This window comes from Sorangium sp. So ce363, from assembly GCF_051520435.1.
Taxonomy (GTDB): domain Bacteria; phylum Myxococcota_A; class Polyangia; order Polyangiales; family Polyangiaceae; genus Sorangium; species Sorangium cellulosum_B.
Map to the genome: position 1 here is coordinate 4,955,362 of NZ_CP150333.1, position 17,745 is coordinate 4,973,106.

Genomic DNA, 17,745 nt, shown 5'->3' on the forward strand with positions numbered 1-17,745 from the left:
AGCGGCGCTCTCCTCATCAGAACGGGCGTCTCATCGATCGGAGTGGCCGAGAGGGCGCTCCGGGGCGACGCGGTCGCGGATCGCCTGCTTGAGCTCCTTGGGCTCGGGGAAGCGCCCTTCGACGGCGCGTGAGAAGAGCGGCGCGCCGTCGAGCGTGATGTCGAAGATGCCGCTCTCGCCCGGCGACAGGAGCACGTCGATCTCGTCAGGGAAGGTGATCAGCAGCTCCTGAGCGAGCCAGGCCGCGCGCGTGAGCCAGCGGCACTTGGGGCAATACCGGATCGCGACGAGCGGCCGTTGCGGGGCGGGGGCGGCGTCCATGCCAGGATCGTAGCGCGAGCGCGCGGCGCGCGGGCAGGCTCAGACGAGGAACGCCCTGGCGAGCCCGAGGAAGATGAAGAAGCCCATGCTGTCCGTGGTGAACGTGAGCAGGACGCTCGACCCCTGGGCCGGATCGCGGCCCAGGCGCTGGAGCACGAGCGGCACCGCGCACCCGACCATCGCCGCAACCACGAGGTTCAGCAGGATGGCCGCGGCCATCACCAGACCGAGCGGGACGCTGCCGTAGAGGGCGGCGGCCGCGAGCCCCACGAGCGTGCCCCAGACGGCGCCGTTCATCAGGCCGACGAAGAGCTCTTTCTTCAGGAGGTGCCCCGTGTTGGCCCGCGTCAGCCGGTCGAGCGCGAGGCCGCGGATCACGAGCGCCACCGTCTGATTGCCCGTGTTGCCGCCGACGCTCGCCACGATGGGCATCAGCGCTGCCAGCGCCACGAGATCCTGAATGGTGCTCTCGAAGATACCGATGACCCGCGAGGCCAGGAATGCCGTGAGCAGGTTGACGAAGAGCCAGAGCCAGCGGTTCTTCGCGCTCGTCCACGCGGGCGCGAAATAGTCCTCCTCTCCCGCGAGGCCTGCGCGCAAGAGCGCCTCGCTCTGGGCTTGCCGCCGCAGGAAGTCCATCATCACATCCACCGTCAGCCGGCCGACGAGCTTGCCGCGCTCGTCCACCACCGGCGCGGCGATGAGGTCGTAACGCTCGAAGGCCCTGGCCGCGTCGCTCGCGCGCTCCTGGGGCGTGAAGCTCACCACGTCCGTGGACATGACCGCGCTCACCTGCGCGCGCGGCTCGCGGAGCAGCAGGTCCTTGAGCGACAGCGCGCCGCGGAGCACGTTGCGCGCGTCGACCACGAACAGCGCCTCGGTGTGCGGCGGCAGCTCGCCCCGCCGGCGCACGTCCTCCAGCGCGCCGCCGAGGTCCCGGCCGTCGCGCACCGAGACGAGCTCCGGGCTCATCAGGTGGCCCACAGAGCCGTCCGGGTACGCGATCGTCGACTGGAAGAGCGACTGCTCGCGCGCGTCGAGCGACTGGTACACCTCCGCCACGATCTCCGGATCGACCGACTCGCTGATGTACGCCAGATCGTCCGGATCGAGCTGGCCGAGCAGCGCGACGAGGCGAGGGCGCTCCGTCTCCGCGACGAGCCAGTCGCGGACCGACCGCGAGGACTCGAGCAGCACCTGTGCGGCGCGGTAGGGCTCGAGCTCAGCCCACACCACGAGGCGATCCGCCTGCGGGAGCACCTCGATGATGTGGGCGAGGTCCGCCGGGTGCAGATCCCTGAGCTTCCTCTGCAGCAGGGCGAGATTTTGCCGGTGGACCAGCGCCTCGACGAGCTCTTTGTTCCTGCTCTCCTGCTTGTGGGTCAGCGTCTCGATGACGCGTTGCTTTTGGAGCAGGGTAGTCACCAGGCTCAGGCTCTCTTGCAGTTTCTCCTGGGACCTGGGCGTGCTCATGGCGGCTCCGGGCGCGGGGGCGCGCCGAGCATAGCCCGGGTCCGCGCGGCCGGTCGTATGCCGCGTGCGGTCGCGCTCGCCGTATTGACCGGACCCCATGGCTCATGGTTCTGTCGGCCCGATGAAGCGCGCGTTCGATTTGTGCGTGGTTGGGCTCTCGCTCGGAGCGATGGCCTGTGGACCGGGCCTGGAACCCGAGGTGGTCGTGCATCCTCCCCGGCCCACCGTCTCGCCGGAGAGCACCGCCAGCACGACCGGCGGCGGGTGTCCGGCCATCGGCCACGCGGAGCCGCTCATCGTCGACTGGCTCACGACACGCCGCTCCGATCTCGGGCTCGCGATGAAAGACGGCATCGCCGTCGTCTCCTACGACTGCACGACGCTGAAGCTCCTCACGCAGTGCAAGCTCCCAGGGAGCTACTCCTTCGCTGGCGTGACCCGGGCAGAAAAAGTAATACAATTAACAAACCCTGCGGAGATGCAGGCGAACGTCCCCTTCGGGGCCCCGGCGCTGAGCACCGCGATCGAGGGCGGCGGCTCGGCCGCGATCGACGTGGCGCTCGTGCCTACGGGGAAGATGGCGACCACGGTGGCCTCCTCCTCCGCGCAGGATCTCTCGGGCAGCTGCGAGGGCGCGACGCACTTCGTGCGCGCCGCGCTCCTCGGGGCCTTCGCGATGGTGCCAGGCAGCCGGGGCACGGCGCGGACGGTGGATCAGGTCTTCGGGGCGGCCGCGACGGCGGGCCAGGGCGGCACCACGAGCAAGGAAGGGGAGATCGACGCCTGCCGGGCCGCGAAGCCCGACGCGCAGGCGCCGACGGAGCGCTGCCATGCGCCGCTGCGCCTGGAGCTCGTCCCGCTGCTCGCGAAGAGGGCGGCGGCGGCCGACGCTCCGGTGAAGCAGGCGGAAGACGAGTTCCCGAAGCTGTCGAGCCTGTGCCCGCTCGGGACGGTGCCGAGCGGGGCGAAGTGCTCCCCGCCTGCGCTCGCGCCCGCGCACCTGTGCGAGCCCACCGACGCCCGATCCTGCGCGGCGGAGTGCGGGAAGGGCGATGTCGGCAGCTGCTATCACCTCGGGATTCAGTACCTGGGCGGCAAGGATTTCCCGCGCGATGACGCGAGGGCGGCGGAGCTGTTCGAGAAGGCGTGCGGCGCCGGCGTCACGCAGGCCTGCTACGCGAGGGCGAAGCAAGTCCTGCGCGACATGAAGAGCGCCAAGGTCCCCCCGGACGCCGCGGGGCGGGCCAAGGTGCGAGAGTTCGCCGACAAGGCGTGCGAGATGGGCGACGGCTGGGCGTGCTTCAGCGTGGCCGAGTGGTACCTCAGCGAAGGCCCGCAGGCGGTCCTCCCGAAGGACCCGACGCGCGCGGTCGCGTTCCTCCGGCGCGGCTGCGATCTCGGGCACGGGCCGAGCTGCAGCGCGCTGGGCAAGATGCTGGTCGAGGGGAAGCTCGCGGCGAAGGACGTGGGGGTCGCCGTGGGCGTGCTCCAGCGCGCGTGCCAGGGCGGCCAGTCCGAGGACTGCGTCGATCTCGGCGACATCCTGCGCAAGGGGCAGGGCGCGCCGAAGGACGGGGTGAAGGCGATCGCGGCGTACAGCCACGGTTGCAGCCTGGGGGACATGCGCGCCTGCAACGCCGCCGGCTCGGTCTACGCGCAGGGCGACGGCGTTCCGAAGGACGTCGCGAAGGCGTATTCGTTCTTCGAGAAGGGCTGTCCGGAGAAGGGGTTCGGGGCCGAGGCGTGCTTGAGCCTCGCCGGGATGTACGAGAAGGGGAACGGCATTCCGAAGGACATGCCGCGCGCCGCGGCGCTCTACGAGAAGGTGTGCGGCACCGGCGGCTGCGTGCGGGCCGCCGAGATCTGGCAGCGCGGCGACGGCGTGACCGCCGATCCGGAGCGGGCCTACTCGCTCTACGAGAGGGCCTGCACGCAGTGGGGCGAGAAGAAGGCGTGTGACGCGTTCGGGCCGCTCCTGGAGCGCAAGGACAAGGAGCGGGCTCGGACCTTCTACGCAGACCAGTGCATGCGGACGCAGGACAAGGCGGCGTGCGCGGCCCAGAAGCGGCTCGGCGGCGCGCCGCGCTAAAATAGCTTCATCTGACGATCGGCCCCGGCGCGTGAGCCCCTCTGCGCCTCGGGCGACGGGCCGGTCCGAAGGAGCAGCCGCTCCTCCACCTCGCGTATGAACGGCGACACCTCGGTCTCAACCACCTTGCCGTGCCGCGCGCGCTGCATGGACCGGGTCAGGAACAACCGCTCTCGCGCCCGCGTCATGCCCACATAAAAGAGCCGGCGCTCCTCGGCGACGTCCGTCTCGTCCCTGCCGGAGAACCGGAGCGGGAGCAGGCCGTCCTCGCACCCCACGAGGAAGACCACCCGGAACTCGAGGCCCTTGGCCGCGTGGAGCGTCAGCAGCGAGATGCGGTCGGCCCGCGGATCCCACGCGTCGATCTCGGAGCACACCGCGAGCTCGATCAAGAAGCGATCGACGTCGCCGCCGCAGCGCTCCGCGAGCGCGAGGTGCAGCTCCAGCGCCGCGTCCACGTCGGCCTCGCCGAGGACCGCCGCGCAGGCCGCGCCCTCCTCGGCCGCGCCCGCCGCGGGCGGAGCGCCGGCGAGCCCGGGCTGCGCCACCTCCTCGCGGAGGCGCGCCGCGGCCGCCTTGAGGCGCGCCGCGAGCGGCCCCGGCGGTGTGCCGGCGAGCGCCCGCGCGAGCGCCTCCGAGCCCGCGCGCTCGGCGAGGCGGCGATCCGAGCGCCGCTGGAACGGCATCCCCGAGCGGGCGAACGCCTCCCGGAGCCGCTCGGACTGCGCCTCGGTCCGGTAGAGCACCGCGAAGTCCGAGAAGGAGTAGTCGCCGCTCCCGGCAGGATCGCCCACCCGCCCGCTATCCATCGAGAAGAACGTGGACCCGCCGAGCATCCGCTCGATCGTATGGACCACGCGCTCGGCTTCGGCGGCTTCCGTCGGCGACTCGTGGACCGCCACGAGCTCCACGCCGCCCGCGCTCGGCAGGAGCTCCCGCGCGCCGAGCGTCGGTGAGGGCGCGATCACCTGGAGCGCCGCCTCGACGATGGGGCGCGACGAGCGGTAGTTCCGCTTCAAGCGCACCACGCGCGCCGCCGGGAAATCTTGCTGGAAACGGAAGAAGAAGCCCACGTCCGCGCCGCGGAATCCGTAGATCGCCTGATCGGGATCGCCGATGGCGCAGACGTTCCCGCCGGGAGCGACGAGCGCGCGTATCAGCCGGTACTGGCGCTCATCGATGTCCTGGTACTCGTCGATGGAGAGATACCGGGCCCGCTCGCGCGCCGCGGCGAGCGCTCCGCTCTGCTGCTCCAGGAGCAGGACGGCGTGCCCGATCAGGTCGTCGAGGTCGAGGAGCCCGCGCGCGGCGAGCTCGTCCTCGTACACCTTCCACGCGCGATCGACGTGGCGGTCGATCTCGCCGCCCGCGGCCGGCGGCCCGTGCGCGTCGGCGTGGCGCGGGCAGCGCCGCTTCAGCGCGGCGATGTCGGCGAGCAACCTGGCCGCCCGGCGGTCCGGGACGCCGAGCGCCGCGGCGAGCAGCGCCGTCCGCTCGCGCTCGCCGGCGATCGCGGGCGGCGCGGCCCCCGCGCCCTGCGCGTGCTCGCGGAGCAGGGAGAGGCCGAGCGCGTGGAAGGTCATGGCGGGCACGCGGCCGCCGGCCTCGCCGAGCAGCGCGCCGAGCCGCTCCCGCAGCTCGTCGGCGGCGCGGCGGGTGAAGGTGATCGCGAGGCACTGCTCCGGCGGCACCCCGAGATCGAGGACGAGGTGCGCGATCCGGTGCGTGAGCGTGCGGGTCTTGCCTGTGCCTGGCCCCGCGAGGAGGAGCAGCGCGCCGTCCGTGATCTCCGCCGCGGCCCGCTGCTCCGGGTCGAGCGCGTCGAGCGGCGCTGCGCCGCCCGGCGCAGGCGGCGCGCCGCGGGACACCTCGCCGGCCGGCGCCGGGCGAGGCGCCGCGTCGGCCCGGCCGCGGCGCGGAGGGGGGCGCGACGCCGCGGGAGCGCGCGCCCCCGAGGGAGGCGGCTGCGGCGCCGCGGCCTCCGGCTGGAAGAGGAGCCCGCCCCCGCGGCGCTGCGCGAGCTCCTCCGGCTGGAAGACCCGGATCGCGCCGTACTCGCCATCGTAGCCTGCGTCGCGGATCACGCGCCCTTCGCGCATCCGCGCGATCGCCTCGGCGAGCAGGGGCGTGCCGGCGCGCTCGATCTCGTCGAGCGGCGCGTCGCCGAGGAGGAACAGCTCGGGGCCGATGCGCGACAGCACCCCGTCGTAGCTCCGCTGCACCGCCTTGCTGGAGGCGCCCACGCCGTGGAGCTCGGCCAGCACCTCGGGCAGCGGCACCAGGTTGCGGAACTCGCTCGCCCCCTCGGGGCGCACGCCCTCGTCGCGATCGGCGAGCTCCTCGACCCGGTGCAGCACGCCCACCGTGACCGGGTGCCCGCACACGGGGCAGGCGAGGGCGAGCGCCCGTGTCTCCGCCGGCGAGAGCACGACATTGCACTTGCGGTGGCCGTCGAGGTGGTATTTGCCCTCTTCCGGGAAGAACTCCACCGTGCCCCCGAAGCCCTGACCGGTCTCCAGGGCGCGCCGGATCGCGAAGTAGTCGAGCGGGGCGTCGAAGGCCGTGGCCTCGCGCCCGAGCTTCGCGGGCGAGTGCGCGTCCGAGCTCGAGACGAGCCGGTACCGATCGAGCCCAGAGATCCGCCAGTTCATCGCAGGATCGGACGAGAGCCCGGTCTCGAGCGCGAAGATGTGCGGCGCGAGATCGCCGTAACACTCCTCGACCGCGTCGAAGCCCGCCTTGGAGCCCAGCACCGAGAACCAGGGAGTCCAGATGTGCGCTGGCACGAGGTAGGAGCCCTCGCCGGCCTCCAGCACGATCTCGAGCAGGTGGCGCGAATCGAGCCCGAGGATGGGCCGCCCGTCGGAGGTCAGGTTGCCGATCTTGGCGAGCGCGCGGACGATGCGCTCCGCCGCGTCGAAGCTGGGCGCGTAGAGGAGGTGATGGATCTTCCGCGTCCGATCTCCCTTCTTGTAGATCGTCGAGATCTCCACGGAGAGGACGAAGCGCGTCGCTCCGCGGCAGGCCCCGGGGAGCCGCTCCGACACCGCGCGGCCGAGATCGTCCCGCAGGCGGAAGAGCCCGGGCTCGGCGGGCACGAGGTGCTCGCGGAGCTCGGCCATCCACGCTGGATGGGTGAAGTCCCCCGTGCCCAGCACCGCGATGCCCTTGCGCTGAGCCCAGTAGCTCAGATGCGCGAGATCGCAATCGCTGCTCGTCGCGCGGGAGTACTTCGAGTGCACATGGAGGTCTGCATAGAAACGCATGGTGTTCCGCCGTGAGGTGTCGTTTTACCTATCGAGTTACCTATCGAGCTCCCTCGCGCTGTCAATCGCGGATACCAGCAGCCTTGATGAAATCTGGTTGGAAATTGAGGAGCGCTGACCGCAATGCGTCGCGATGCGTGAGAGTCCTTGTCCTGTGGCAAAAGATGCTCGCTCGATGCAATGCGGTTCGACGGGCTCGCCCGTGTGGCAAAAGGTGCTCGCTCGATGCAATGCGGTTTGACGGGCTCACCTGGACGACACGTTCATGCCGTGAGGGCCGACCGCGCCGCACGAGGCCGCACGGCGAGGCGAGGCGAGGACCGGCCGGCGCGCACCCCGGCGCCGGCATCCGCCGCGCCGGGCGCAGCGGCCGGGCTGGCAGGCGTTCGCGAGCCTTCGACAGCGGCTCGACCCGGGCCTACACGCGCGGGCGCGAGCCCCGGTCCGGAGGGGACCGCCGGCCGCTGCGAGGCATCACGAGGTCACGGGATCGCGGTCGAGGGCGCCGGGGTCTTGCGGGTCAGGTAGAAGAAATCGCGCAGGGAGCGCTTGCGGATGTACTCGTCTTCCGAGAACTCGAAGCCGCTCGCCAGCGCGACCGGCGCGAGGGCGCCGCCCTCACCCGGCTCGTAGAGGAGGAACTTCGGGTACGACCAGTTCACGTCGAGCTGCGCCACCGCCGAGGCGCCGGCGTGCTGCATCCCGAGCGCGATGGCGGGCGCCGTCGTGTGATTGCTGATCCCGACGTAGAGGACCTTGCCGTCGCGGTCGAGCCCCACCGCGGAGCGGCGGATCACCGTGTTGCCGTCCAGCGTGGCGCCCCAGTTGCGGACCTGCGGCGCGCGGAGCAGCGGGTGCAGCTCGCCCTCGTCGACCATGCAGCTCGGCGTCTGCCGCCACCACTGCATGTCGCTCTCTCCCGCCGAAAGCCTGGTCCATGGCGCGATCTGCAGCCGCCCGTCGCGGCGCCGCGCGAGCGTGCAGCCCTGGTCCCGGGGGCGCACCAGCGTCACGCCGTCGACCCGCATCCCCCACTGGCCGTGCTCGGTCATGAAGCCGCCGTTGAACGCCGCGAGCAGCCGCCCGTGGTCCGCCTCCGGGATCTTCGCGGGCCGCTCGTAGGGCTTGCCCTCCTCGGTCGTCGCCGCCGGCTCGCGGGAGCCGGCCATGAGGTGCACATCGACCCGCGCGAGATCCACCGCCACGATGAACAGCTCCGCCCAGGAGCGGTTCGGATCCGGGTGGAGCAGCGTCTTGTGGAGGCGCGGCGCGTCGCTCGGATGGGCGTGATCCGCGATGGGCACCCACCGCCCGTCGCCGGGAGCCGACCAGGCCGCGTGCGAGGGGCCGACGTCCGTCGGCCGGAACGCCGCCGCGCCGGTGCCGCCCGCGGCCGAGCCCGGCGTCCCGGCCGAAGGCGGCGAGGCGGTCGCGGCAGGGCCCGGCTGCTCGGGCACCTCCCAGTACGTCTTCGGCGGCTCGTCCTTGCGCCAGAGCTGGTGGACGCGATCCTCCAGGGCGTAGGCGGTCTCCTCGAGCGCCGTCACGTTCTCGGCCCCGATCACCGAACGCAGCCCGTTCGCGACGAGCGGGCCCATCCATGGAATGCGGTGCACCGCGATCCATAACCCGGCCCCGGAGAGCATCGGGACCGCGACGGCACCGAGAACCCAGCGCCGAAGCCGGGATCGGGGCAACCGAAGGACAGGGCGCTCCGGAGCGGAGTGCCCTACCTGAGCCGGCGTTTTCGAGGCTTCGGCGGTTTCGGCCATGGCGTGGTGCACTGCTTCGAAGGGGCGGGAAGACGCTGGAGGTCGCGGGCGACGCGGGGCGACCTGCGAGCGCGAGCGCACGAGAAGCGGGCCCTCCGCTCGGGCGACGGTCTAGCATGGTGCGCCGCGCGCGCGGAGGCCGCTCCGCGCACCGCGAGCGAAGCGACGCGATCGCGGCTCCGGCGGCAGCGCAACGGGCGTTGACAAGCGAGATCGGGCCAAGGCAACCCCGGAACCGGAACCGGAACCGGAACCGGAACCGGAACCGGAAGCAAAGCAAGGTGAGCAAAGCGTGACGGCTCGCTGCTGGCTCGCGGTCGCGGCTCGACTTCCTCACCACGCCGTACTAGAGTCGCCGCCTCGGACTGACCTGGCACGGGTCGCGGTGCTCGGTCGCTGTCATTGGTCCTCGCAAGCCTCCGCTCAAGGGGGCGCGAGGCGGCAGCTCTCCGTGATCGAACCCTCTCCACAAGGAGGGCGCGGTGCCGCGGCGTACTTTCCGCCCTTGCTCAGGAGGGGCTGTACTCCAGCCCGATTCCAGCCCGATGTCCATGCAATTTGCCGATCTCAAGCTCATCGAACCGCTTCTCCGCGCCATCGAGGCCGAGGGGTACAGCGCCCCGACGCCCATCCAGCAGCAGGCCATCCCGCCCATCCTAGAGGGCAACGACCTCCTCGGTTGCGCGCAGACCGGCACGGGCAAGACCGCCGCGTTCGCGCTGCCGATCCTGCAGCGCCTCGCGCAGAGCGGCGGGCCCAGGCAGGGCGGGCTCCGCGTGCTCGTGCTCACCCCGACGCGCGAGCTCGCGGCGCAGGTCGCCGAGAGCTTCTCCACGTACGGCAAGAACCTCGGCCTGCGGACCGCGGTCGTCTTCGGCGGGGTGGGGCAGCGCCCCCAGATGGAGGCGCTGCGCCGCGGCGTCGACGTCCTCGTGGCGACGCCGGGCCGGCTGCTCGATCTCTGCTCGCAGGGCCTCGCCCCGTTCGGTCGGCTCGACACGCTCGTCCTCGACGAGGCCGATCGGATGCTGGACATGGGGTTCATCCACGACATCCGGCGCGTGCTCGCGATGCTGCCCGAGCGCCGGCAGACGCTCCTGTTCTCGGCGACGATGCCGCCGGACATCCTGAAGCTCGCGAACAGCATCCTGCGCAGCCCGGTGCGCGTCGAGGTCGCGCGGATCGCCACGACGGCCGAGAACATCGACCAGCGGGTGGTCTTCGTCGAGCGGTCCGACAAGCGCGCGATGCTGGAGCACGTGCTCAAGGATCCCGCGCTCCGCCGGGCGATCGTGTTCACCCGCACCAAGCACGGCGCCAACCGCGTGGTCCAGCAGCTCAGCCGTGCGCGCATCGAGGCGGTCGCCATCCACGGGAACAAGTCCCAGGGCGCGCGCGAGCGTGCGCTCGCGAGCTTCAAGCAGGGGACGACGAGCGTGCTCGTCGCGACCGACATCGCGGCGCGCGGCATCGACATCGACGACATCTCGCACGTGATCAACTACGACCTCCCGAACATCCCGGAGAGCTACGTGCACCGCATCGGCCGCACGGCGCGCGCCGGGGCGTCCGGGGTGGCGCTCTCGTTCTGCGACAGCGAGGAGCGCGCTTATCTCGCCGACATCGAGCGCCTCATCCAGAAGCGCCTCCCCCTCCTCGCCGACCCCGGGGTTCCCGCCTTCCAGATCGATCCCAGGCCCGCACCGCCGGCGCAGGGGCAAGCTCGCCCGCAGGGACAGGGCCGGCCGCAGGGACAGGGCCGTCCACACCCCCAGGGGCAAGCTCGCCCGCAGGGACAGGGCCGGCCGCAGGGACAGGGCCGTCCACACCCCCAGGGGCAAGCTCGCCCGCAGGCGCAGGGCCGGCCGCAGGGGCAAGCTCGCCCGCAGGGACAGGGCCGCCCACACCCCCAGGGGCACGCTCGGCCGCAGGCGCAGCCCCCCGCGCAGGCGCAGCCCCCGGCGCGGCCGCAGCCGCGGCACGACACCCCTCGCGTCGATAACTGATCCTCACCGCGCTGCCCGCCACGCCCGATCCGTCACGCCGCGCATCGCCTGATGCGCGCGGCGTCGCGAGCCCGGTGCTCGTTGGCGCTCGTCGCGCGCCAACGAGGGGGGAGGGCGCCGCGCCGAGGCGCACAGGTCGTCTGCGAGGCGCACAGGTCGTTTGCGACCGGACCATGCCTGAATGACGCGCTTCGACATTATCTCGTCGATGTGCGGAAACTCTGGCACGATCGCCGCTATGCGCGTTCCCGTCATCGTTGTAAGCCTGCTCACGATCGCTGCCTGCGATCGCGGTGCTCCTTCTTCGAGCTCGTCCACCACGGGCGCTCAAGCCTCCGCCGATCCGGCGCCGATTGCCTCCGCCGCCCCGGTCGCCTCCGCGAGCAGCGCGCCGGCCGAGGCGCCCGACGCCAGCGCCGCTCCCGCGGCGGCCGACACCGCCGATGCCGCGGCGCCCGCGCCGAGCGCGGCGGCCGACGCCGGGCCGCCCGCGGCCGACGACAGCCGCCTCTCGGTGGAAGGGCGCGCCGTCCAGGGAGGGCTCCTGCGCGCCAAGCTGAACGGCAAGCTGCGCCGCATGGCGTTCCCCGGCCATCGCGTGACCGTCAGCGACGAAGGGGAGTTCCTGATCGCCTTCTCGCGCAACGCGCCAGCGCAGGAGAAGCTGACCATCACGTTCGACGACGGGCAGGTGCTCGAGAAGATCTTCGACGTGGAGCCTCGCAAGTTCGAGGTCGACAAGGTCGACCACCTGCCGGAGAACATGGTCAAGCTCGACATGGCGACGCGCGTGAAGCTCACGCAGGCCGAGAAGAAGCTCGACGCGCTCCGGAACAAGTACACGAAGAGGAACTGCTACAAGAACGGCTTCATCTGGCCGTCCAAGGGCCCCATCACCTCGCGGTACGGCCAGCCGCGCCTGCTCAACGGCACGGACGGCGGGATCCACTGGGGCGTGGACATCGCGGTGCCCGTCGGTACGCCGGTGCGCGCGCCTGCCTGCGGCAAGGTCGTGCTCGTCGAGAAGGACCTCCCGCTGAGCGGTCACACCGTGATCATCGATCACGGGCAGGGACTGACCTCCACGTTCATCCATCTGCACGGCTTCGCCGTGAAGGTGAACGACGAGGTCAAGCAGGGGCAGGTCATCGCGACCGTCGGGATGACCGGCCGCACGAACGGACCGCACCTCGACTGGCGCATGAATCTCTTCGAGACACGCGTCGATCCAGAGCTCCTGGTCTCCGCCGCGAAGTGACGCACGGCGGGGCAATGTGCCACACGAAGAGCGTTCGTGGTTGAGCTCCCCCGGGCGGAAATGTGGCTCGGGTTCGGCCGTCGAAGCGCCCGGCGCCTCCAGGCGCACGCCCGCTGATCTTCCTTTCCTGGCCGATGGATGATGGATGATCGAATGGCCGCCGAGGTCGCCGGGAGGACAAGCTCTCTCCCGCGAGCCTCTGGGCGGCATACCCCTTGCAAATTTCCGGACCGACGAAGGCAATCAATCCGAACATCGATTTTGCAAGGAGTCGGTCATGAAGATGCTGTCGCCTCGAGCTCATGGCTTTGTGGACTATGCGGTTGCGGCCCTGTTCCTGCTGGCCCCTTCGCTGTTCGGCTTCGGCGGGCTCCCCGAGACGCTCTGCTACATCCTGGGCGCCGCACATCTCGCGATGACGCTGCTCACCGCGTTCCCGCTGGGCGCCGCGAAGCTCATCCCGTTCCCTGTCCACGGAGCGATCGAGGCCACGGTCGCCGTGCTCCTCGTCGCGGCGCCGTGGCTGTTCGGCTTCGATGAGGAGCCCGCGGCGAGGAGCTTCTATCTCGTGTCGGGCGTGGCCGTCGGCCTGGTCTGGCTCGCGACGGACTACCGTTCTTCCTACGCCACGACGACAGCCAGCGCTCGTTACCGGCCGGAGCACCGGTCGTTCTCCTGAGGGGCGTGCGCGTGCGCCTCGCGATCGGCGCGGCGGTCGGGGTGGTGGATCGCGCGGATTTGCGGCAAGCTCATGCGTGGCGGGAGGACAGACGCCGTGAGCGACCTGAAGAAGCCGGATCCGATGAGCCTGCGGGTGGGTGACTTCCTCGTGAAGATGGTGCCCGTCGGTGAGACGAGCGACGCCCTCGATACCGAGGCGAACCGCGAGCGAGCGCAGCGGGCCGAGGAGGACCAGCGGGCGGCCCAGCTCGGCGCGAGCGGCGAGCGGGCAGGGGAGGCCGCGCAGGAGGCAGCGGAGGCAGCCGTGGACGAGGCGATCGAGGAGGCGCGAGCGCGCTTGAAGAGCGCCGGTGAGGACGTGCCGATCTCGCTGTGCGATCCGGTGACGGGAGCGACGTTCACGCTCGAGTGACGGAGGGCGGCACCGTCCACCGGCTCCCCGTTTCCGCGCACACCTCGACCGCGACGGAACAGCCTTCCGGCGCCTGTTCTCCGAGACTCCCATCCTGAGCGCGCCCGCCTCACGGGCCCTGTTTCGGCCAGGGCGGCAGCGACGGCTGCCGTTATCGTGGATGTTCCTCTGCTTGGCTTGGCCGTCCATCCGCTCGGTCCGAAGCCCTGTCCGCTCCCGTGGAGGAAAACACGGCGCTCCAAGTCTTCAACATTGCTCCGATCCGGTCAGGGAGTTACTCCATTTTCCGCAACGACTGACCCAGGGGAGAGCCATGATGAACATGCCCATGAGCCCGATGCCGATGATGCCGATGATGGGCGGCATGATGCCGAACATGATGAGCATGATGCCGATGATGGGCGGCATGATGCCGAGCATGATGGGCGGCATGATGCCGAACATGATGGGCATGATGCCGAGCATGATGGGCATGATGCCGAGCATGATGGGCGGCATGATGCCGAACATGATGGGCATGATGCCGATGATGGGCGGCATGATGCCGAACATGATGGGCATGATGCCGATGATGGGCGGCATGATGCCGAACATGATGGGCATGATGATGCCCGCGATGATGATGCCGAACATGATGGGCATGATGATGCCCGGCATGAAGATGGCGGCCTGAACCCAGGAACGTCGGCGAGCGGCTCAGCCCCGACGGTCGGGAGCGGGCGCTCCAGACCTGCGGGGCGCGACGCCTCCGCTGCGAGGCGTCGCGCGTGGGCGCTCGCCCCGTCCAGTCACGCGCCGGCTGCTCCCTGCGGCTTCGGGTGCTGATCCCGCGATACGAACACCGCCGCTGCCAGGTCCCCCACCACGTTGATCACCGTCCGGCACATGTCGAGGAACCGATCCACCCCGAGGACCAGACCGAGCCCCTCGGGCGGGATGCCGAGCATCCCAAGGATCATCGCGATGACGGGCAGCGAGCCGGCTGGAATCCCCGCCGTGCCGATCCCCCCGAGCACCGAGATGAGCATCACGGTCGCCTGCTGCCCGAAGCTCAGCGAGACGCCGTAGACCTGGGCCAGGAAGAGCACGGTCACCCCCTCGAACAGCGCCGTCCCGTTCTGGTTCATCGCGGCGCCGGCGGTCAGCACGAAGCGCGCCACGGACGGCGGCAGCTTCAGCTCCTCCTCGGCGACCTTCAGCGCGGTCGGCAGCGTCGCGTTCGACGAGGCGGTCGAGAACGCCGTCACGATCGCCGTCCGGCTCCCGCGAAAGAACGCGACCGGCGACATCCCGCCAAGGAAACGGACCGAGAGCGAATAGACAACGAACATGTGCAGGCCGAGGCCGAGCAGCACCGTGAGCACGTACGCCGCCAGCTGCTGCATGATGCCGATGCCCATCCGGGACGTGATCGTGAAGAGCAGCGCGCCCACGCCGATCGCCGCGAACCGGAGCACCCCCTCGATGAGCCGCATCGAGACGTCGAGCAGCCCCTGGATGCACTCGCGGAGCCGCGCCGCCCCATCGGTCTGCGTGAGCGACAGGGCGATGCCGAAGAGCAGCGAGAACGTGATCACCGCGAGCACGTCGCCCCCTGCCGCCGCCTTGAAGATGTTGTCCGGCACCATCGCGATGATCATCCCCACCGGCGAGGTGTCGGCCGGCGCGGTCGCCGCCTTGATCCCCCCGCCGTGCGCGAGGCTCCGGACCGCCTCGGGCAGGCCGTCGCCCGGGCGGATCAGGTTCACCAGGACGAGGCCGATCAGCACCGCGATGCTCGAGACGACGGCCGTGTAGCCCAGCGTCCGCAGGCCGAGCCGACCGACGTGCTTCAGATCGAGCTCGCAGACGCCCATCACGAGCGCCGAGAACAGGATCGGGAGCACGAGCATGAACAGCAGGCGCAGGAAAATCTGGCCCACCGGGTAGGTGATGTGATCGACGATCCAGGTGAGCGCCGGGTGCCCTGCCGCGACAGCGTTCGCCGTGAGACCGCCCGCTGCCCCGACCGCGACGCCGAGCAGCATCGTTCGATGCGATGACATGGCGCCACCTTACACAAGCCGCGGCGCCGCGATCCGCGGAGTTGACGCCACGCCCCCGGGCCCTCCACGGCCAACGGGGCGTCCTGCGGCCACAGATCGACCTCCGCACGCGCCGTTCGCGGGCCAAGGGCCGCCTGTCCAAGCCCACGCGGATCCATTAGGCTCCCGGCCGGCAATGCTGAAGCCGGGCGATTCGTTCGAGCGGTACACGATCGAGGCCGCCATCGGGCAGGGGGGGATGGGCTGCGTCTACCGGGCGCACGACGCGCGGCTCGGGCGGCGCGTCGCGGTCAAGGTGATCGCGGGCGGCGCCGTGGACGAGGACGCCGGCGCGCGCCTGCTCCGCGAGGCGCGCGCCGCCGCAGCGCTCGATCACCCGAACGCCGTCTCGATCTTCGACGTCGGCGAGCTCGAGGGGACGCCGTTCATCGTGATGGAGCTCGTCCCGGGCCGCACCCTGCGCAGCGCCATCAGCGGCGCCGACGCGCCGGCCTCGACGCGGGTCGCCTGGCTCTCCGACGTCGCCCGCGCGCTTGCGGCGGCGCACCGGCGGGGGCTCGTCCACCGGGACATCAAGCCGGAGAACGTGATGGTCCGGGACGACGGGGTGATCAAGGTGCTCGACTTCGGCATCGCGCGCCGCGCCGCCGGCGACGCCGATCCGAACGCGTCCACCGAGGCCCCTGCGCTGCCGACGCTGACCGCGCTCGGCGTCAAGCTCGGGACGCCGGTCTACATGGCCCCGGAGCAGATCCGCGGCGCCGAGCTCGACGGGCGCGCGGACCAGTTCGCGTGGGGCGTGCTCGCCTTCGAGCTCCTCACCGGCAGGCTACCCTGGCGCGGCGCCGGCGACATGCTCGCTGTCGTCGCGTCGATCCTCACCGACGAGGCCGACCGCGCCCTGCTCGACGCCGCCGCCGTTCCGCCCGCGGTGAGCGCGGTCGTCCTGCGCGCGCTGTCGAAGCGCCCCGACGATCGGTTCGCGTCCATGGACGATCTCCTGCGCGCGCTCGAGGCGGCCGGGAGGGGCGAGGCGCCCGCCGCGCCTGCCGCCGCGACGTCCGCGCCGCCCGCGCAGGCGCCCGGCGCGCAGCGGAGCGAGGCGCCTCGCGGCGGCGAGACCGCGGCGCAGCGGTTCTCGACCGAGGAAGTCCGCGACGTCCTGGCGCAGGCGATCGAGCGCCAGGCCTCCGCCGACGGAGGCGCGGCGCGCGCCCTGCGGGGCGACGCGCGCCTCGGCTTCGACGACCTGCTCGCCGCGGCGGAGGAGGTGGGCGTGGGCCCCGAGGCGCTGCGCGAGGCGAGCCGCGCGCTTCGCGCGCGCGAGCGCGGCGAGCGCGACGACGTGGAGCGGAGGTCGAGCGCGGCGACCGCCGCCGAGCGCGCCACGTGGCTCCGGCGCAAGCGCCGCGATTTCTACCGGCACTTCGGCGTCTACCTCATCGTCAACGCGGCGCTCCTCACGCTCGCCTTTCCGCTCGGCGTCGTGCTCTGGGCGGCGATCATCCCGCTGGGCTGGGCGATCGGCGTCGCCATCCACGGGCTGGTCGCGTTCACCGCGCACGAGGACGACTGGGCGGAGGAGGCCGAGCAGATGCGGTGGTGGCACGAGCAGCATCGCCGCAGGCACGAGGTGGCCATGGCGAGGGCGATCGGCAAGGACTGGCGCCCTGCGGCGGCCCCGCGCCAGCGCATCGGCGCGGCGGAGGAGGGGGACCGTCAGGGCAAGCTGCGCGTCGAGACGGACACCGCGCGCTCCACGGCGGAACGGGCGGAACGGGCGGAAGAAGAGGCCGCGGTCGCGGTGAACAAGCCCCAGCGGCGGCGGCGCTGACGTCGGAGCCGCGCCGCCCACGGCCTGACAAGGCGCCGGGCCGGCATGCGCTAAGCTCGCGGTCCTTCGGAGGATCCATGTCCCAGCTGAACTTCATCTCCCGCTCGCTCGCGCCGCTCCAGGCGCTCCCGTCCTTCCTGCGCACGCGCGCGCAGACCGTGCTGTTCCAGCGCATGGTGCCGTTCACCGGGACCGCCGGGATCCAGTTCGACGAGGTGAGCTCGGATCGGGTAGCGCTGCGGCTCGCCAACGGGCGCAGGGTGCGGAACCACATCGGCGGGGTGCACGCCGCCGCGGCGGGGCTCCTGGCCGAGACGGCGACCGGCTTCGTCGTCGCCGTCAACCTGCCGGACGACAAGCTGCCGCTCCTGCGCAGCATGAAGATCGACTACAAACGCCGCGCCCAAGGCGGCCTCCGCGCGGTCGCGACCCTCACGCCCGAGCAGCGCCAGTCCTTCCTGGACCAGCCGAAAGGGGACGTGGCGGTCGCCGTCACGGTGACCGACGAGAGCGGCGCATCGCCGATGGAGTGCGAGTTCGTCTGGGCCTGGGTGACCAAGGGGGTGTGACGCCGCCGCGTTCGCGCGC

Annotated in this window: 14 protein-coding genes; 7 read left to right on the top strand and 7 right to left on the bottom strand. The window is 71.5% G+C overall.

What is annotated here, in order from left to right:
- Nucleotides 1–30 precede the first annotated feature (30 nt).
- The 3 genes from WMF12_RS18810 to WMF12_RS18820 form a co-directional block, all read right to left on the bottom strand.
- Nucleotides 31–321, bottom strand: coding sequence for a SelT/SelW/SelH family protein (locus WMF12_RS18810; RefSeq protein WP_437872954.1), 291 nt, complete (start codon nucleotides 319–321; stop codon nucleotides 31–33).
- Nucleotides 322–360: 39 nt separating this feature from the next.
- Nucleotides 361–1,794, bottom strand: a complete 1,434-nt coding sequence (gene mgtE, locus WMF12_RS18815) for a magnesium transporter (protein ID WP_437872955.1) — start codon at nucleotides 1,792–1,794, stop codon at nucleotides 361–363.
- 102 nt (nucleotides 1,795–1,896) lie between these two features.
- Entirely contained in the window at nucleotides 1,897–2,148 is a 252-nt protein-coding gene (locus tag WMF12_RS18820; RefSeq protein ID WP_437872956.1) for a hypothetical protein, read from the bottom strand.
- 124 nt (nucleotides 2,149–2,272) lie between these two features.
- Between WMF12_RS18820 and WMF12_RS18825 the strand changes: the two genes are divergently transcribed.
- Entirely contained in the window at nucleotides 2,273–3,883 is a 1,611-nt protein-coding gene (locus WMF12_RS18825) for an SEL1-like repeat protein (RefSeq protein ID WP_437872957.1), read from the top strand.
- Here WMF12_RS18825 and WMF12_RS18830 read toward each other — a convergent pair.
- Nucleotides 3,880–7,149 carry a UvrD-helicase domain-containing protein gene (locus WMF12_RS18830; RefSeq protein WP_437872958.1) on the bottom strand — a complete coding sequence of 1,090 codons (3,270 nt, stop codon included), beginning with the start codon at nucleotides 7,147–7,149 and terminating at the stop codon, nucleotides 3,880–3,882. The two genes, WMF12_RS18825 and WMF12_RS18830, sit on opposite strands and share 4 nt — an antisense overlap.
- Nucleotides 7,150–7,631: 482 nt before the next feature.
- Nucleotides 7,632–8,765: a hypothetical protein gene (locus tag WMF12_RS18835; protein WP_437872959.1), complete on the bottom strand. Its 1,134-nt coding sequence runs from the start codon at nucleotides 8,763–8,765 to the stop codon at nucleotides 7,632–7,634.
- Between the two features lie 707 nt (nucleotides 8,766–9,472).
- Between WMF12_RS18835 and WMF12_RS18840 the strand changes: the two genes are divergently transcribed.
- From WMF12_RS18840 to WMF12_RS18855, 4 genes are all read left to right on the top strand, one after another.
- On the top strand, nucleotides 9,473–10,927 hold the full coding sequence (locus WMF12_RS18840) for a DEAD/DEAH box helicase (RefSeq protein ID WP_437873869.1): 1,455 nt from the start codon (nucleotides 9,473–9,475) through the stop codon (nucleotides 10,925–10,927).
- 238 nt (nucleotides 10,928–11,165) lie between these two features.
- The gene (locus WMF12_RS18845) at nucleotides 11,166–12,185 is read left to right on the top strand and encodes a M23 family metallopeptidase (RefSeq protein WP_437872960.1); all 1,020 of its coding nucleotides are present in this window, start codon (nucleotides 11,166–11,168) and stop codon (nucleotides 12,183–12,185) included.
- Nucleotides 12,186–12,462: 277 nt separating this feature from the next.
- Nucleotides 12,463–12,864 carry an SPW repeat domain-containing protein gene (locus tag WMF12_RS18850; RefSeq protein ID WP_437872961.1) on the top strand — a complete coding sequence of 134 codons (402 nt, stop codon included), beginning with the start codon at nucleotides 12,463–12,465 and terminating at the stop codon, nucleotides 12,862–12,864.
- Nucleotides 12,865–12,960: 96 nt separating this feature from the next.
- On the top strand, nucleotides 12,961–13,278 hold the full coding sequence (locus WMF12_RS18855) for a hypothetical protein (protein ID WP_437872962.1): 318 nt from the start codon (nucleotides 12,961–12,963) through the stop codon (nucleotides 13,276–13,278).
- A 246-nt stretch (nucleotides 13,279–13,524) separates the two neighbouring features.
- Here WMF12_RS18855 and WMF12_RS18860 read toward each other — a convergent pair whose 3' ends face one another.
- Nucleotides 13,525–13,935: a hypothetical protein gene (locus WMF12_RS18860; protein ID WP_437872963.1), complete on the bottom strand. Its 411-nt coding sequence runs from the start codon at nucleotides 13,933–13,935 to the stop codon at nucleotides 13,525–13,527.
- Nucleotides 13,936–14,066: 131 nt separating this feature from the next.
- Nucleotides 14,067–15,323 carry a dicarboxylate/amino acid:cation symporter gene (locus tag WMF12_RS18865; protein WP_437872964.1) on the bottom strand — a complete coding sequence of 419 codons (1,257 nt, stop codon included), beginning with the start codon at nucleotides 15,321–15,323 and terminating at the stop codon, nucleotides 14,067–14,069.
- Nucleotides 15,324–15,498: 175 nt separating this feature from the next.
- Here WMF12_RS18865 and WMF12_RS18870 point away from each other — a divergent pair, with 175 nt between their 5' ends.
- Together WMF12_RS18870 and WMF12_RS18875 are read left to right on the top strand one after the other, a co-directional pair.
- On the top strand, nucleotides 15,499–17,157 hold the full coding sequence (locus WMF12_RS18870; protein ID WP_437872965.1) for a protein kinase domain-containing protein: 1,659 nt from the start codon (nucleotides 15,499–15,501) through the stop codon (nucleotides 17,155–17,157).
- A gap of 77 nt (nucleotides 17,158–17,234) precedes the next feature.
- Nucleotides 17,235–17,726 (top strand): hotdog fold domain-containing protein, encoded by a 492-nt coding sequence (locus WMF12_RS18875; protein ID WP_437747041.1) that lies wholly within the window; start codon nucleotides 17,235–17,237, stop codon nucleotides 17,724–17,726.
- Nucleotides 17,727–17,745 lie beyond the last annotated feature (19 nt).

What these genes read in the sequence shown, in the direction of transcription:
- WMF12_RS18850 (WP_437872961.1), top strand. Translation starts at nt 12,463, where the DNA reads ATGAAGATGCTGTCGCCTCGAGCTCATGGCTTTGTGGACTATGCGGTT.
- WMF12_RS18875 (WP_437747041.1), top strand. Translation starts at nt 17,235, where the DNA reads ATGTCCCAGCTGAACTTCATCTCCCGCTCGCTCGCGCCGCTCCAGGCG.
- WMF12_RS18860 (WP_437872963.1), bottom strand. Translation starts at nt 13,935, where the DNA reads ATGCCGGGCATCATCATGCCCATCATGTTCGGCATCATCATCGCGGGC.
- mgtE (WP_437872955.1), bottom strand. Translation starts at nt 1,794, where the DNA reads ATGAGCACGCCCAGGTCCCAGGAGAAACTGCAAGAGAGCCTGAGCCTG.
- WMF12_RS18830 (WP_437872958.1), bottom strand. Translation starts at nt 7,149, where the DNA reads ATGCGTTTCTATGCAGACCTCCATGTGCACTCGAAGTACTCCCGCGCG.
- WMF12_RS18865 (WP_437872964.1), bottom strand. Translation starts at nt 15,323, where the DNA reads ATGTCATCGCATCGAACGATGCTGCTCGGCGTCGCGGTCGGGGCAGCG.
- WMF12_RS18840 (WP_437873869.1), top strand. Translation starts at nt 9,473, where the DNA reads ATGCAATTTGCCGATCTCAAGCTCATCGAACCGCTTCTCCGCGCCATC.
- WMF12_RS18810 (WP_437872954.1), bottom strand. Translation starts at nt 321, where the DNA reads ATGGACGCCGCCCCCGCCCCGCAACGGCCGCTCGTCGCGATCCGGTAT.
- WMF12_RS18845 (WP_437872960.1), top strand. Translation starts at nt 11,166, where the DNA reads ATGCGCGTTCCCGTCATCGTTGTAAGCCTGCTCACGATCGCTGCCTGC.
- WMF12_RS18825 (WP_437872957.1), top strand. Translation starts at nt 2,273, where the DNA reads ATGCAGGCGAACGTCCCCTTCGGGGCCCCGGCGCTGAGCACCGCGATC.
- WMF12_RS18870 (WP_437872965.1), top strand. Translation starts at nt 15,499, where the DNA reads ATGCTGAAGCCGGGCGATTCGTTCGAGCGGTACACGATCGAGGCCGCC.
- WMF12_RS18820 (WP_437872956.1), bottom strand. Translation starts at nt 2,148, where the DNA reads ATGCCGTCTTTCATCGCGAGCCCGAGATCGGAGCGGCGTGTCGTGAGC.